This is a genomic window from Stenotrophomonas sp. VV52, from assembly GCF_002893095.1.
GTDB lineage: Bacteria > Pseudomonadota > Gammaproteobacteria > Xanthomonadales > Xanthomonadaceae > Stenotrophomonas > Stenotrophomonas aracearum.
This window is the reverse complement of sequence record NZ_PKQQ01000001.1, coordinates 216,561-230,738: the sequence shown is the minus strand read 5'-3', so window position 1 is coordinate 230,738 and position 14,178 is coordinate 216,561. Positions and strand designations below refer to the sequence as shown.

Sequence of the window (14,178 nt, the reverse complement as noted above, 5' to 3'; positions counted from 1 at the left end):
CATGCGTACGGGCATCGTACGTCGCGTCGCCACGCTCGCGCTGCAGATCGAACCCGACCGCAGCCGCGTGCTGCACTGGATCGTGCACACCCCGCTGGCAGCACTCGGCGGGCACACCACCTTCGAGCTCGCCTGCAATGGCCAGGGCGAGCGCGTGGTGGACCTGCTGCGCAGCCTGCTGGAACAGTCCGGGCCGCTGCCATCGCACCTTCCGCACGCAACGGTGGCGCGCTGATCGCCGCTAACCTGCCCCTCCCCCGGAGCCCGCATGAGCCGTCCCTTCCCCCTGATCAGCACCACCGAACCGGCCGATGTACCGGCGCTGGCCAGCGCACTGATCGAGTTCGACCGCGCGGTGCAGGCCCTGATTGCGCAGGATCCCGATGCCTACGGGCGTTTTTCCCGCGCGTACGTCACCGCGATATTCCGCGCCTGCCTGTTGCCGCCGGACCCGGGCGCGGGCACGCCGCGCGGACGACCCGACCCTGAAGTGGCGCAGGCGCTGAAGCAGTGGATCCAGGCGCAGCTGCAGCTGCACCCGGGCGAAGGCGACGACCATCGCCTCACCGCTGCACGCCGCGCCGCGCACGGGTTCTGGCTGCAGTCGATGGCCTGCCCGATCGACGACGACGGGCAGCCGCGCGCGGCGCGCCTGCTGGAAGGCCTGCTGGCCCTGACCCGGCCGCTCTGACGCCTGCGATGCACCCTCACGGCGCGTTGCCACCGCATCGCTAGGCTGCTCCTGTTTCCTCAGCGTGGGTGTGGCAATGCGAGCATGGATGGGTCTGATGCTGGTGGCGTTTGCGGCGCCTGCATGGGCGCAGCAAAAAGACGACCAAACGCCGGCCTTCGACCGGCCGGGGCTGGGCTTTGCGGCGTCGGTGCTGCCCGCCGGTGGCGTCGCGCTGGAGCTTGGCCTGCCCGACTACGAGCGCGATCGCGACGATGCCGGAACGCGCACCACGGAGTACGGCACTGATCTGCGGTTGCGCGTGGGGTTGGGCGCGAACTTCGAACTGCAGGCCTTCGGCAGCCCCTGGAATCGCCTGCGCGAAGCGCCGCGCAACGCACCTTCGACTACCACGCGCGGCGCGGGCGACGCGGGCCTGGCGCTCAAGTTCGCCCTGCCGCTCGATTCCGAGCGCCATGCCGTCGCGCTGCTGGCCAGCAGCAGTTTCGATACTGGTTCGCGTGATTTCAGCGAAGGCGGCACCCAGTACCAGCTCGGCGCCAGCTACGAGTACACCTTCAACGACCGCTGGACCGGCGCCCTGTACGGCAACGCCACCCGTGGCGCCGGCGAAGACGCCTTCGAGTGGTCGCCCAGCCTCAGCCTGGCCGTAAGCGACAACATCAGCGCCTACATCGAAGCCGGATTCACCCACACCGACGGCGAATCCTCCACCTCGGTGGCCGGCGCCGGCCTGACCTGGATGCCCGCCCGCCGCGTCCAACTGGACGCCTCCTTCGACCTCGGCCTGGACCGCAACAGCCCGGATCTACAGGCCGGGCTGGGGGTGTCGTTCTATTTTGAGTGAGTGACGCGGCTCCCCCCATCCGCAGGGCCAAATACGACCCGATAGACAAAACTAATGGATTTGTCGAAATTGTTGTGTAAGATTGTGTAGACACATCGCCGTCCGCGTGCGTTCCTGTGCGGATGGACAGCAACGAACTCATGAAGCGATTGCGGGCGGATGGCTTCGAAGTCGTTTCGGTGCGCGGAAGCCACCACAAGCTGCGAAAGGGGGCGAGAACAGTGATTCTTCCTCATCCAAAGAAGGACCTGCCCCCAGGAACCGTCAACAGCATTCTGCGGCAAGCCGGATGGAGAACCTGATGCTTTACCCCGTCTATGTTCATCAGCAGGAGGACAGTGCCTACGGCGCAATTGTCCCGGACCTGCCCGGCGTCCACTCTGCTGCCGATGAGCTGGAGCAGCTGCCCCGCATGGTTCAAGAGGCGGTGGAACTGATGTACGACGGCGAGACGAAGGCGCCGCCGATGCCCTCGCCTCTCAGCGTTCATCTCAACCAACCGCAGTATCAGGATGGATTCTGGATGCTCGTCGATGTAGACCTGTCCAAGGTCAACACTCGGGCCGTACGCCTCAACATCAGCCTTCCTGAGTATCTGGTTGGAAAGATCGACCAGGCCGCAGCGGCGAGGCGCATGTCGCGCTCTGCCTTCCTTGCACTGGCCGCCGAACACGAATTGAGCCATTAGCGCGCAGGCGTCACCACAACAAAAAGCCTGCGCATCGCTGCGCAGGCTTTTGCGGTTCTACACGCTGCGACCTTGCGGTCAGGTCACCTTCTTGGCGACCGTCATGCCCAGCAGGAACAGCACGACGGCGATGATGATGCCTGCCCAGAACAGGAACTTGGCCACGCCGATGGCGGCGCCGCCGATGCCGGCAAAGCCGAGCGCGCCGGCAATGAGGCCGATGATGGCGAAGATGATGGCCCACTTGATCATGATGTTCCTTTGCCCGGAGTGCGGGATGACTGACAGGCCTCCACGCTATCGATCCGGCTGTGCCGCATGGGTGAATGAGACGCGGGCAGCGTGTGAAGGCGCTACCGAGTCTGAACAGCATCCGCTACGTATTCAGGAGCGCTTGTAGGAATTTTCCGACGAACGGTATCAGCCGGCTCCACGACTTAACACGCAAGTGGTTGATTTAAAAGCTCGCTCACGCAACCTCTCATCACAGCACTGAATGTGTGATCGTTGCCTCAATTTCACCGCATGGTCACAATGATGACGTCCCACAACGGCCAACACCGTCATGCGCGCATTCGTCACCAAGCAGCACCCGGCATTGCTCAAGGTCTACTTCGCGGCCTGTTACGTCGTGCTGATTGAAGAAGTGATCCGCGCGGTCAGCTGATCGCGCAACCGCCGCTGCCTCAGCGCAGCGACGTACCGTCGGCGCCGGGCGCTGCCCCGCCGGATGGATTTGTCACCCTCTCGATTTCCCTGCGCAGCTCGCGCATCTTGAACGGCTTCTGCAGGCCGTAGCGTCCCTTAAGGCGCTCCGGAAGACTGTCTGGTCCATAGCCGGTGAGGAACATGTAGGGAATGCCACGTGCTTCGAGCAGGTCGGCAACCGGGAATGACGGCGTACCTGCCAGGTTCACGTCCAGCAGGGCCACATCGAAGCTGCACTGCTCAGCCGCGCTCAACGCATCGTCCAGCGTGCCAGCCAAGGCCACCACCTCGTAGCCCTCGTCGACCAGATAGTCCTGGACCATCATCGCGACCATCGACTCGTCTTCGACCACCAGCACGCGCCCGTTCAAGGGTGTACCCGCATGTCGTCGTCCAACGGTGGGAACAGCACCCGGTAGCGCAGGCCATCCGGATCGAAGTCCAGTTCCACCTTGCCGCCCAGGTCGTGCTTGAGGCCCTGTTCAAGCAGCCGCGAACCGAAGCCCCGCTGGCTCGGCGATTGCACCGGCGGTCCTCCGCTCTCCTGCCAGACCAGCTCGATCATGTCGCGGCCGGCAACCTTGTGCTTGTCCCATTGCAGCGACACCCGTCCTTCCGCCCCGGACAGCGCTCCGTACTTCACCGCGTTGGTGCCAAGCTCATGCAGCGCCATCGCCAAGGCCAGCGCGCGACGCGGTTCCAACCTGCAGGGTTCGCCCTTGATATCAAAGCGCTGGTCGCGGTCGTCGGCGTGCACCGTCGCGGTGGCCTGTATCAGCTCCACGATGTCGGCGCTGTGCCAGTTTTCGCGGGTCAGCACATCATGCGCCGCGGCCAGCGCCATCAGACGTTGCTCAACCTTCTCGCTGGCCTCGGCCACGTCCTGCGCATTGCGGAAGGTCTGCCGTGCGATGGACTGCACCATCGCCAGCGAATTCTTTACCCGGTGATTGAGCTCGTTGATGAGCAACTGCAGGTGCTGCTCGTGACGCTTGCGCTCGGTCACGTCGCGGGTGCTTCCGGCAATCGCCTCCACCTCCCCGTCCGGCCCGATCACCGGAGTGAAAATGTAGTCGTAGATCCGCACGCCCTCGGTAGCGTGCGGAAACGGCACATCACCGCGGATGGGCTGCTTCGTCGCGATCACCCGGTCGATTTCGGCATCGTGCATGGCCGCATGCCAGGGCTCGTAGCCGATCTCCAGGCAGGTCTTGCCCATCGCCTCATCCCAGGTCATGCCCCACATGCTGAGCAGCGCCTTGTTGGCGTAGATGAAGCGGTGATCCAGGTCGAATACGTAAGAAAGATCGGGCGTCGCCTGCAGCAGGGCCTCATAGATGCGCCACTTGGGGGTGTCTTCTTCCTGCTCCTGCAACACGGCTTGAACCCTGTGAATTTCGGCCGAGCATAGGGCCGCCACCGTGAAGCCCGGATCACGCCCAGATAATGGTTTCTGCATGGGCTGGTAAACCAGACCGGCGTACTCGCCGACCGGTCCGGACACGACAAAACCGTAACGCTGATAGGCGGCCACGGCGGTCAGCGACGCCCGCACCGTAACCACTTCCGCCCGCGCGCAATCCAGCAGCGCGTCCATAAGCGCCCGGCCAATCCCCTGCCCCTGCCAGCCCGGGGCCACGAACAAGGTGGCCACGTGCTGTCCGCCCATCAGCTCGGCCACGCCGACCACCTGGCCGTCGGCCTCGTACACGAACATGTCTTCTCATCGGACAGCCGCCCGGCAAACCCGTCGACCGAGACGATCCCGGCAAAGGTGGCGATGCCCTCCGGGCCCAGCGACGGCGCAACCGCCTCCATGAAGGAGGCCATGCACACCGCACTGGCCTGCTCCAGATCGACAGCCCGCACTCTCCTTGTCGCCATCAGCCTGTGCCTGATCCCTGGGTTCCGGTCTGGAACCGACAGGGAAATGGTAACGGGGTGGCGGGGTGTAGGCGCCGGTTACCAGCGGTGCATGGCCGTCGGTACCTGAAACAGTGCCTTTCAAGACAGGCTTGATTGACAGCTACCGAGCACCACCAGCAGGATCGCCGCGTCGCCAGATAATCGGCGACCGGGATTGGCGTCCCGAATCAAAGGAGCAGCAGCGCCTATCCAAGTACATGGGGAGGCGCCCGAACTTACTTCTATTGAGGACGTCTTTCATGCACATCGATCCCTTCGCCGCGCCGTCGCGCGTCACCGTTGACCTCACCTACTACTTCAATGCCATTGCCGAGACCTTGGACTGGGGAAGTCCCGCCTGGGTCACGCTTGAGTCCAAGCTCCGAACCGATATCCGTACATCAGATCAGCTGACGATGGGCGAAATACTGAAGGCGATCTCATCGACGCGCTGCGATGCCACGGCGAAGCCGGGAACGCAGGTGCACCGCCTGATCGGTGCCAACGACCCTTCAAGGCACGACGTGTTCCGCGCAATCCGCAAACTGCTGCGCATCTACGACCTGCGCATTGTCGAGCTGCTCGCACTCATCGACGTAATCGAACGCTGCCCGGGCAACGTCGAAGACATGAGCATCAAGAACCTGCTGGCACTGATCTCGCTCGTGGATCTGGACGAGGTGCCGATGGCACCGTTGGGGCCGCCGCCGTCAGGGTCGGGCGCACCGACTCCCGTCCAATAGTTACTGCCACATACACGCGCCGTACCTGGAATGGAGGCCCCTACCGGGGCCTTCGCTCGCCCACAAAACCAGACAGCGTGATCCCACGCCCCGCAGCCGACATTCGAACCGGAGGCTCTCGAATCAGTCCAAATACTTCAGGTGGATCAGCGGATACGGCCTGCCCTGCCCGTCCACTTCGGAGCGCCCGGTCCTCCGAAATCCCATCCGCTCGTAGAATCCCACTGCCTGTGCGTTCTGCTCGTTTACGTCAGTCGTCAGTGTCGGATGCAGCGCGATTGCATGGCGCACCAGCGCTGCTCCTACGCCGGTTCCGCGATGGGCTGGATCTACGAACAGCGCCTCCATGTGGCCTCCGTCGAGCAGCATGAAGGCGACTGGATAATCGCTGTGATCCGCTGCGATCCACAGCGGTGCATTGGGCAGGAACCCACACACCATGGCGTCGATGGCCTGACGATCTTCGGGCGTCAGGAAGTCATGGGTCGCATCAACGGCGGCACGCCAGATCTCGATGACACGTGCGCCCTCGTCGAGTCGGGAAGGTCGAATGGTGGTCATGGTTGTCCTCTGCAGAATCCGGTCGTGCTGAAACAAAAAAGGGCCCGCACCGAAGTGCGAACCCTTGATCGTGTCACCAACAATGGTCGGGACGGCCGGATTTGAACCGACGACCCTCTGCCCCCCAGGCAGATGCGCTACCAGGCTGCGCTACGCCCCGATGTTGCTGGTGTTGTTCCCGCCTTGCAGCGGGCGGACGAGTATAACCGGTTTGGCTTGAAAAGGGTTCAGCGGCGCAGCAGCTGAAGCACTTCTTCCAGTTCCATGCGCGTCTGTTTGATGATCTGGTTGCTCAGTGCCGATTCGTCGCGTGCACCTGCACCTTCCAGGCGCAGGCGGGCACCGCCGATGGTGTAGCCCTGCTCGTAGAGCAGGCCGCGGATCTGGCGCACCATGAGCACGTCGTGGCGCTGGTAGTAGCGACGGTTGCCACGGCGCTTGGCCGGCTCCAGGCTGGGAAATTCGGTTTCCCAGTAGCGCAGCACGTGCGGCTTTACGTCGCACAGCTCGCTGACTTCACCAATGGTGAAGTAGCGCTTGGCCGGTATCGGCGGAAGTTCGCGGTTACTGCCCGGATCCAGCATATGCCTCTACCCTTTCCTTGAGCTTCTGGCCCGGACGGAAGGTGACCACCGTACGGGCAGAAATCGGAATCTCTTCACCGGTTTTCGGATTGCGGCCCGGGCGCTGGTTCTTGCGCCGCAGGTCGAAATTGCCGAAGCCGGAAAGCTTCACCTGCCGTCCCTGTTCCAATGCTTCACGCAGCACATCGAAGAACGCGTCGACAAATTCCTTGGCCTCGCGCTTGTTCAGACCGACTTCGTCGAACAGCTTTTCGGCCATCTCCGCCTTGGTCAATGCCATTGCCTGCTACCCCCCATGCTGCCCGCTCAACCGCGGATCCGGGCGTGGTGTTCACGCTCCATCGCGGCCACCGCCTCGGTGACCACCGCATCCACGTCGCGGTCCGTCAGAGTGCGCGACTTGTCCTGCAAAATCAAGCCCATAGCGAGACTCTTGAAGCCCGGCTCTACCCCCTGCCCGACGTAACGGTCGAACAGGGTCACCTGCTGCAGCAGCGGGCCGGCCGCCCGGCGCAGGGTGGCTTCCAGGTCGGCCCAGGCCGCAGCCTCGGGGACCAGGAAGGCCAGGTCGCGGCGGACCGAGGGGAACCGGGACAGGTCGCTGGCGCGCGGCAGGGCGCGGGCGGCCAGGGCGGCCAGGTCCAGCTCGAAGCCGAACACGTCGGCGTCGATGTCCATGGCCTTGGCCAGGCGCGGGTGGATCTGGCCGATCCAGCCCAGGCTGACCCCGTCGCGCAGGACCTCGGCCGAGCGGGCCGGGTGGCCGTACGGGCGGGTCGAGGGCACGAAGCTGAGCACGGCGCCGGAGGCGGCGGCCAGCGATTCCAGGTCGCCCTTGAGGTCGTGGAAGTCGACCTTGCGGGTGGCCAGGCCCCACTGCTCGGGGGTGGCGTCGCCGCACACGGCCACGGCCACGCGCTGGGTTTCCAGCGGGGCGGCGCCCTGCCCGGCCTGCGGGTGGAACACGCGGCCCAGCTCGAACAGGCGCACGGTGGGCTGCTGGCGCGCGGCGTTGCGGCCCAGGGTGGCGACCAGGCCCGGCAGCAGCGCCGGGCGCATCACCGCCAGCTCGGCCGACAGCGGGTTTGCCAGGGCCACCACGTTGTCCTGCAGCTGCCAGCTGGCGAGTAGGCCAGCATCGACGAAGGCGTAGTTGATGGTTTCCTGCAGGTCGCGGGCGACCAGCTGGCGGCGGGTGCTCAGGTCGTCCAGGCGGGTTTCGCTGGGCATGGCGATGCGCGCCGCGCCACCTGGCAGGGTGGTCGGAATGCGCTCGTAGCCGTGGATGCGGGCCAGCTCTTCGATGAGGTCTTCTTCAATGGCGATGTCGAAGCGGCGGCTGGGCGCGGTGACCTGCCAGCCGTCGGCGGCGGCGGCCACGTCCATGCCCAGCGCGCGCAGGATGCGCTCGACGTCGGCGTCGGCGATCTGGATGCCCAGCACCCGGGCGATGCGCGCGCGGCGCAGGCCGATGGTCGCGGTGGCCGGCAGGTCGCCTTCGTTCACGGCCTCGGTAACCGGCGCCGGGGTGCCGCCGGCCAGGTCCAGGACCAGGCGGGTGGCGTATTCGATGGCGGTGCGCGGCAGCGCCGGGTCGACGCCACGCTCGAAGCGGTGGCCGGCGTCGGTGTGCAGGCCCAGCTTGCGGCCACGGCCCATGATGGCGGCCGGGGCGAAGTGCGCGGCTTCAAGGAACACGGCGGTGGTGTCGTCGGTGACGCGGCTATCGAAGCCGCCCATCAGGCCGGCCAGGCCGACCGGGCGGTCGGCGTCGGTGACCACCAGGAAGCTGTCGTCCAGCGCGGCGTCGCGGCCGTCCAGCAGCTTCAGGGTTTCGCCGGCGCGCGAGCGGCGCACGCCGATGCTGCCCTGCAGGGTGCCCAGGTCGTAGGCGTGCATCGGCTGGCCCAGTTCGAGCATCACGTACTGGGTGATGTCGACCAGCAACGACACCGGGCGCACACCGCTGCGGCGCAGGCGCTCGGCCATCCACAGCGGGGTGGCGGCGCGCGGGTTCACGCCTTCGATGACGCGGCCGAGGTAACGCGGCGCTTCGGCACCGGCGTTGAGCGCGATATCCAGTTCACGATTGCCGACGGCGGCGACCGGGGCGGCATTGAACGGCACCACTTCGCTGGCGCAGGCGGCGGCCACGTCGAAGGCGATGCCGCGCACGCTGAAGCAGTCGGCGCGGTTGGGGGTCAGCTTGATCTCGATGCTGGCGTCGGGCAGGCCGAGGTATTCGACCAGGGTCTGGCCAACCGGGGCGTCATCAGGGAGCTCGAACAGGCCGGAGGCGTCGCTGTCCAGGCCCAGTTCCTTGGCCGAGCACAGCATGCCGTTGGACTCGACGCCACGCAGCTTGGCGGCCTTGATGGTCATGTCGCCGAACGTGGCACCGACCATCGCCAGTGGCGCAACCAGCCCGGCGCGCGCGTTGGGCGCGCCGCACACGATCTGCAGGTGCTCGCCCTGCCCGGCGTCGACCTGGCAGATCTGCAGGCGGTCGGCTTCGGGGTGGCGCTCGGCGGAGATGATGCGCGCGACCACTACGTGGTCGAGGTTCGCGCCGAGGTCGGTGACCTCTTCCACTTCCAGCCCGATCGCGGTCAGCACCGCGCTCAGCTCGGCGCGCGAGGCGGTGGTGGGAACGTGGCTGCGCAGCCAGTTTTCAGAGAATTTCATGGTGTCACCCTGGTGGGCCGGCGCAAGCGCCAGGCCGTGATTACGCGAATTGCTTGAGGAACCGCACGTCGTTTTCGAAGAACGCGCGCAGGTCGTTCACGCCGTAACGCAGCATGGCGAAACGCTCCACGCCCAGGCCGAAGGCGAAGCCGGTGTAGCGCTCCGGATCGATGCCGACGTTGCGCAGCACGTTCGGGTGGACCATGCCGCAGCCAAGCACTTCCAGCCAGCGGGTGCTGCCGTCGGGCTGCTGCCAGGCGATGTCCACTTCCGCGCCGGGTTCCACGAACGGGAAGTAGCTGGGGCGGAAGCGCATTTCGAAGTCGCGCTCGAAGAACGCGCGCACGAACTCGGACAAGGTGCCCTTGAGGTCGGCGAAGGTCGAATGCTCGTCCACCAGCAGGCCTTCCACCTGGTGGAACATCGGCGAATGGGTCTGGTCGCTGTCGCTGCGATAGACCTTACCGGCGGCGATCATGCGCAGCGGCGGCGCGTGGTCGCCCATGTAGCGCACCTGCACACCGGAGGTATGCGTGCGCAGCAGGCGGCCGTCGCCGAAATAGAAGGTGTCGTGCATCGCACGCGCCGGGTGGTGCGGCGGGAAGTTCAGCGCTTCGAAGTTGTGCCAGTCGTCTTCGATTTCCGGGCCCTCGGACAGCTCGTAGCCGAGGCGGCCGAAGATCTCGGTGATGCGTTCCAGGGTGCGGGTCACCGGGTGCAGGCCACCGCGCTCTGCGGCACGGCCCGGCAGGGTGATGTCGATCGCTTCGGCGGCCAGGCGCGCGTCGAGCGCAGCGTCTTCCAGCACGGCCTTGCGCTCGCCCAGGGCGGTGGTCAGCGCGTCGCGCGCCTGGTTGATGGCTTCGCCGGCGGCCTTGCGCGCGTCGGCAGGCAGCGCGCCGAGCTGCTTGAGCTGGGCGGTGATGCTGCCGCTCTTGCCGAGCAGGGCCACGCGCAGCGCTTCAAGCGCATCGGGACTCTGTGCGGCGGCCACGTCGGCCAGCGCCTGGGTGGTCAGGGATTGGATGTCACTCATGGATAGCCAGGACCTCGCGTCGGTCTGCCTTCGCGATGCGCGCCGGGCCGACTCCCGGCGGCACAAAAAAGAATGGGGAAGGACTTGCGCCCTTCCCCATGCATTGCCTTACCCGCAGCCGTTGCGTTTGCACGGCAACGGCGGGGAATGGACTTATGCCGCCAGCGCGCCCTTGGCCTTTTCGGCCAGTGCAGCAAAACCGGCTGCGTCGTGCACGGCGATATCGGCCAGGACCTTACGGTCCAGGGTGATACCCGCCTTCAGCAGGCCGTTCATGAAACGGCTGTAGCTCAGACCGTTGATGCGGGCAGCCGCGTTGATGCGGGTGATCCACAGCGAGCGGAAATTACGCTTCTTCTGCTTACGACCGATGTAGGCGTACTGCTGCGCCTTGATGACGGCCTGCTTGGCAACGCGGAAGACCTTGCGGCGTGCGTTGTAGTAACCCTTGGCAAGGGTCAGGATTTTCTTGTGGCGGCGACGCGCCTGTACACCACGCTTTACTCGAGCCATGGTTCAGTCCTCAGAGGTAGGGAAGCATACGAGTCAAACGGCCTGCGTCTTCTGCACGAACATGGTTCGTCTGACGCAGATTGCGCTTCCGCTTGGTCGACTTCTTGGTGAGGATGTGGCTGCGGTTGGCGTGGCCAGCCTTGAACTTGCCGGAGGCGGTCTTGCGGAAACGCTTGGCCGCCGCCCGGTTGGTCTTGATCTTGGGCATTGCAATGTCCTTGATGATGTTTTTTTACTGACCAGGGCGGTGGCGATGCCACACTTTCCGTCCGTGCCCTTGCCTGCTTTTAAGCCCGGATTCCCCTCTGGGAACCGGGCGGGTCCTTCACCCCGCAATACGGGGCCGCCCATTATGCCAGCGACCGAAGCCGGTTGCAAATGGTTGATTGGGCGGGGGTTAACGCGCCGGGGCGCGGTTATTTCTTCTTGGGCGCGATCATCATGACCATCTGCCGGCCTTCCAGGCGCGGACGGGACTCGATCACGATGTCCTCGCCCAGATCGGCTTCGATCCGGTTGGCCATTTCGCGACCCAGTTCCTGATGGCTCATTTCACGGCCACGGAAGCGGATGTTCACCTTGATCTTGTCACCGTCTTCCAGGAACCCGCGCATCTTGCGCAGCTTGATCTGGTAGTCGCCTTCGTCGGTGACCGGGCGGAACTTCACTTCCTTGATTTCGACCTGCTTGGTCTTCTTCTTGGCCTCATTGGCCTTTTTCTGCGCTTCGAACTTGAACTTGCCGAAGTCCATGATCTTGCAGACCGGCGGATCGGCCTGCGGCTGGATCTCGACCAGGTCCAGGCCTTCGTCTTCGGCCATCGACAGCGCTTCGTCGCGCGACAACACGCCAATCATTTCACCGTCGCTGCCGATCACGCGTACGCGCGGCACCCGGATTTCCTGATTCTTGCGGTTCTGTTTGTTGTCAGGGGTACTGATATTGCAATCTCCCAGAGGAATCAAACCGGCCCATGACGGATCATCCGCGGGGCCGGGACTGTCTTACACGGACTGTTCTGCCTGCAACCGCTCGATGAAGGCCTGGACGGACATGCTGCCCAGATCCTCGCCCGAGCGCGTACGCACGGCTACGGCGCCATTTTCCTTCTCACGGTCGCCCACCACCAGCAGATACGGGACCCGCTGCAGCGTATGCTCGCGAATCTTATAACCGATCTTCTCGTTGCGCAAATCGGCCGTTACCCGGAGGCCTTGATCTGCAAGGGTTTTCCTGACCCCTTCAACGTATTCAGCCTGGGCGTCGGTGATATTGGCCACCACCGCCTGGACCGGGGCCAGCCAGGCCGGGAAGTGGCCGGCATGGTGCTCGATCAGGATGCCCAGGAAGCGCTCCATGGAGCCCACGATGGCCCGGTGCAGCATGACCGGGTGCTTCTTCTGGCTGGCTTCGTCCACGTACTCGGCGCCGAGGCGGCCGGGCATCATGAAGTCGACCTGCATTGTGCCCAGCTGCCAGGTGCGGCCGATGGCGTCCTTCAGGTGGTACTCGATCTTCGGGCCGTAGAAGGCGCCCTCGCCCGGCAGCTCCTGCCACTCCACGCCGCAGCTGGACAGCGCCGAGCGCAGCGCGCTTTCGGCCTTGTCCCAGGTGGCGTCGTCGCCCAGGCGCGATTCCGGGCGCAGCGCGATCTTGATCTGGATCTCTTCGAAGCCGAAGTGCTGGTACACCGCCAGCGCCTGCTGGTGGAAGGCGGTCACTTCCGATTCGATCTGCGCCTCGGTGCAGAACACGTGGCCGTCGTCCTGGGTGAAGCCGCGCACGCGCAGGATGCCGTGCAGCGCGCCGGAGGGCTCGTTGCGGTGGCAGGAACCGAACTCACCGTAGCGGATCGGCAGGTCGCGGTAGCTGTGCAGGCCCTGGTTGAACACCTGCACGTGGCCCGGGCAGTTCATCGGCTTGACCGCGTAGGTGCGCTTCTCCGATTCGGTGAAGAACATGTTGTCCTGGTAGTTGTCCCAGTGGCCGGACTTCTTCCACAGGCTCACGTCCAGGATCTGCGGGCAGCGCACTTCGCCGTAGCCGCTCTTCTGGTAGACCTTGCGCATGTACTGCTCGACCACCTGCCACAGCGCCCAGCCCTTGGGGTGCCAGAACACCAGGCCGGGGGCCTCTTCCTGCAGGTGGAACAGGTCCTGCTGCTTGCCGATGCGGCGGTGGTCGCGCATTTCGGCTTCTTCAACGCGCTTGATGTACGCCTCGAGCTGCTTCTTGTCGGCCCAGGCGGTGCCGTAGACGCGCTGCAGCTGCTCGTTCTGCGCGTCGCCGCGCCAGTAGGCGCCGGAGATGCGGGTCAGCTTGAAGGCCTTCAGGAAGCGCGTGTTGGGCACGTGCGGGCCGCGGCACATGTCCACGTATTCCTGGTGGTAGTACATGCCCATGGCCTGGATCTCAGGCGACATGTCTTCGATCAGGCGCAGTTTGTAGTCTTCGCCACGGCTCTTGAAGATTTCCACCACCTCGGCGCGCGGGGTCAGCTTCTTGACCACGTCGTAGTCCTGCGCGATCAGCTCGGCCATGCGCTTTTCGATGGCGGCCATGTCGTCCGGGGTGAACGGGCGCTCGGAGAAGATGTCGTAGTAGAAGCCTTCGGCGATGACCGGGCCGATCACCATCTTCACGTCCGGGTACAGCTGCTTGACCGCATGGCCGAGCAGGTGGGCGCAGGAGTGGCGGATGATTTCCACGCCCTCCTCGTCCTTGGCGGTGATGATGCGCAGGCTGGCGTCGTGGTCGATCACGTCGCTGGCATCGACCAGGGTGCCGTCGACGGCACCGGCGATGGTGGCCTTGGCCAGGCCGGCGCCGATCGACTGGGCGACGTCCATGACACTGACAGGGTTTTCGAACTCACGGCGGCTGCCGTCGGGAAGCGTGATCGCGATCATGGCTGGGTTTCGTGCTTGATTCGGATAAAAGAAAAGCGCCACGAGGGCGCCTGGGCAAGGAGCCGTCGGGAGCGTCAGCAGTGGGCGGTGGTAGTGCTCATGTCGCACGCTGGACCGGCGCTGGGCGCGGGTCACCTTGGTACCAGGAGAAATGGATGGGGTCGATCTTAAACCAAAGCAGGGTCCCCCGGTAGCGCCGGCCGTTGGCCGGCCCATGGAGTGTGTCCGGCGCTCATGCGGGCCAACGGCCGGCGCTACCGGGGAGGACGGGATTGCGGGGAGCCGGCCGGCGGCCGGCACTACCGGTT

At 65.1% G+C, this 14,178-nt stretch carries 18 protein-coding genes, 1 tRNA gene and 1 pseudogene; 5 read left to right on the top strand and 15 right to left on the bottom strand.

Features of this window, described 5'->3' with window-relative positions; all coding sequences use genetic code 11:
- Position 1: 1 nt before the first annotated feature.
- The 4 genes from C2U58_RS03525 to C2U58_RS03505 all read left to right on the top strand — a co-directional run bounded on the left by C2U58_RS03525 (position 2) and on the right by C2U58_RS03505 (position 2,226).
- Positions 2-235, top strand: coding sequence for a hypothetical protein (locus C2U58_RS03525; RefSeq protein WP_102944560.1), 234 nt, complete (start codon positions 2-4; stop codon positions 233-235).
- A 33-nt stretch (positions 236-268) separates the two neighbouring features.
- Positions 269-691, top strand: a complete 423-nt coding sequence (locus C2U58_RS03520) for a hypothetical protein (RefSeq protein WP_102944559.1) — start codon at positions 269-271, stop codon at positions 689-691.
- 88 nt (positions 692-779) lie between these two features.
- Complete coding sequence (locus C2U58_RS03515; protein ID WP_253256636.1) at positions 780-1,538, top strand: transporter; 759 nt, start codon at positions 780-782, stop codon at positions 1,536-1,538.
- A 301-nt stretch (positions 1,539-1,839) separates the two neighbouring features.
- Complete coding sequence (locus C2U58_RS03505; protein ID WP_102945002.1) at positions 1,840-2,226, top strand: type II toxin-antitoxin system HicB family antitoxin; 387 nt, start codon at positions 1,840-1,842, stop codon at positions 2,224-2,226.
- A 78-nt stretch (positions 2,227-2,304) separates the two neighbouring features.
- Here C2U58_RS03505 and C2U58_RS03500 read toward each other — a convergent pair whose 3' ends face one another.
- The 5 genes and pseudogenes from C2U58_RS03500 to C2U58_RS20175 form a co-directional block, all read right to left on the bottom strand.
- Positions 2,305-2,478: a DUF1328 domain-containing protein gene (locus tag C2U58_RS03500; protein WP_070207834.1), complete on the bottom strand. Its 174-nt coding sequence runs from the start codon at positions 2,476-2,478 to the stop codon at positions 2,305-2,307.
- 434 nt (positions 2,479-2,912) lie between these two features.
- Positions 2,913-3,305 carry a response regulator gene (locus C2U58_RS03495; protein WP_102944556.1) on the bottom strand — a complete coding sequence of 131 codons (393 nt, stop codon included), beginning with the start codon at positions 3,303-3,305 and terminating at the stop codon, positions 2,913-2,915.
- Positions 3,302-4,309, bottom strand: coding sequence for an HWE histidine kinase domain-containing protein (locus C2U58_RS03490; RefSeq protein WP_102945001.1), 1,008 nt, complete (start codon positions 4,307-4,309; stop codon positions 3,302-3,304). Before C2U58_RS03490 ends, C2U58_RS03495 begins: the two co-directional genes overlap by 4 nt.
- A gap of 135 nt (positions 4,310-4,444) precedes the next feature.
- Positions 4,445-4,603 (bottom strand): annotated as a pseudogene (locus C2U58_RS20180) (GNAT family N-acetyltransferase); the annotation flags it as partial.
- Positions 4,603-4,803, bottom strand: a complete 201-nt coding sequence (locus C2U58_RS20175) for a hypothetical protein (RefSeq protein WP_253256635.1) — start codon at positions 4,801-4,803, stop codon at positions 4,603-4,605. The gene C2U58_RS20175 and the pseudogene C2U58_RS20180, both read right to left, overlap by 1 nt.
- A gap of 296 nt (positions 4,804-5,099) precedes the next feature.
- Between C2U58_RS20175 and C2U58_RS03480 the strand changes: the two genes are divergently transcribed.
- Positions 5,100-5,582, top strand: coding sequence for a hypothetical protein (locus C2U58_RS03480; protein WP_102944555.1), 483 nt, complete (start codon positions 5,100-5,102; stop codon positions 5,580-5,582).
- A gap of 123 nt (positions 5,583-5,705) precedes the next feature.
- Here C2U58_RS03480 and C2U58_RS03475 read toward each other — a convergent pair whose 3' ends face one another.
- The 10 genes from C2U58_RS03475 to thrS all read right to left on the bottom strand — a co-directional run bounded on the left by C2U58_RS03475 (position 5,706) and on the right by thrS (position 13,870).
- On the bottom strand, positions 5,706-6,143 hold the full coding sequence (locus C2U58_RS03475) for an acetyltransferase (RefSeq protein ID WP_102945000.1): 438 nt from the start codon (positions 6,141-6,143) through the stop codon (positions 5,706-5,708).
- A gap of 83 nt (positions 6,144-6,226) precedes the next feature.
- Positions 6,227-6,303, bottom strand: a tRNA-Pro gene (locus C2U58_RS03470).
- Positions 6,304-6,370: 67 nt separating this feature from the next.
- A complete protein-coding gene (locus C2U58_RS03465; protein ID WP_068853353.1) occupies positions 6,371-6,727 on the bottom strand; it encodes a MerR family transcriptional regulator in 357 nt (118 codons plus the stop codon).
- Entirely contained in the window at positions 6,708-7,007 is a 300-nt protein-coding gene (locus C2U58_RS03460; protein WP_005410432.1) for an integration host factor subunit alpha, read from the bottom strand. The genes C2U58_RS03465 and C2U58_RS03460 overlap by 20 nt, the downstream gene beginning before the upstream one ends.
- A gap of 26 nt (positions 7,008-7,033) precedes the next feature.
- Positions 7,034-9,412: a phenylalanine--tRNA ligase subunit beta gene (gene pheT, locus C2U58_RS03455; protein WP_102944554.1), complete on the bottom strand. Its 2,379-nt coding sequence runs from the start codon at positions 9,410-9,412 to the stop codon at positions 7,034-7,036.
- A 40-nt stretch (positions 9,413-9,452) separates the two neighbouring features.
- Positions 9,453-10,448, bottom strand: coding sequence for a phenylalanine--tRNA ligase subunit alpha (pheS, locus tag C2U58_RS03450; RefSeq protein ID WP_102944553.1), 996 nt, complete (start codon positions 10,446-10,448; stop codon positions 9,453-9,455).
- Positions 10,449-10,601: 153 nt separating this feature from the next.
- Complete coding sequence (gene rplT, locus C2U58_RS03445; RefSeq protein ID WP_003484828.1) at positions 10,602-10,961, bottom strand: 50S ribosomal protein L20; 360 nt, start codon at positions 10,959-10,961, stop codon at positions 10,602-10,604.
- A gap of 10 nt (positions 10,962-10,971) precedes the next feature.
- Positions 10,972-11,169, bottom strand: a complete 198-nt coding sequence (rpmI, locus tag C2U58_RS03440; RefSeq protein ID WP_102944552.1) for a 50S ribosomal protein L35 — start codon at positions 11,167-11,169, stop codon at positions 10,972-10,974.
- 208 nt (positions 11,170-11,377) lie between these two features.
- On the bottom strand, positions 11,378-11,917 hold the full coding sequence (infC, locus tag C2U58_RS03435; protein WP_172448083.1) for a translation initiation factor IF-3: 540 nt from the start codon (positions 11,915-11,917) through the stop codon (positions 11,378-11,380).
- A 48-nt stretch (positions 11,918-11,965) separates the two neighbouring features.
- Positions 11,966-13,870, bottom strand: coding sequence for a threonine--tRNA ligase (gene thrS / locus C2U58_RS03430; RefSeq protein ID WP_102944550.1), 1,905 nt, complete (start codon positions 13,868-13,870; stop codon positions 11,966-11,968).
- Positions 13,871-14,178 lie beyond the last annotated feature (308 nt).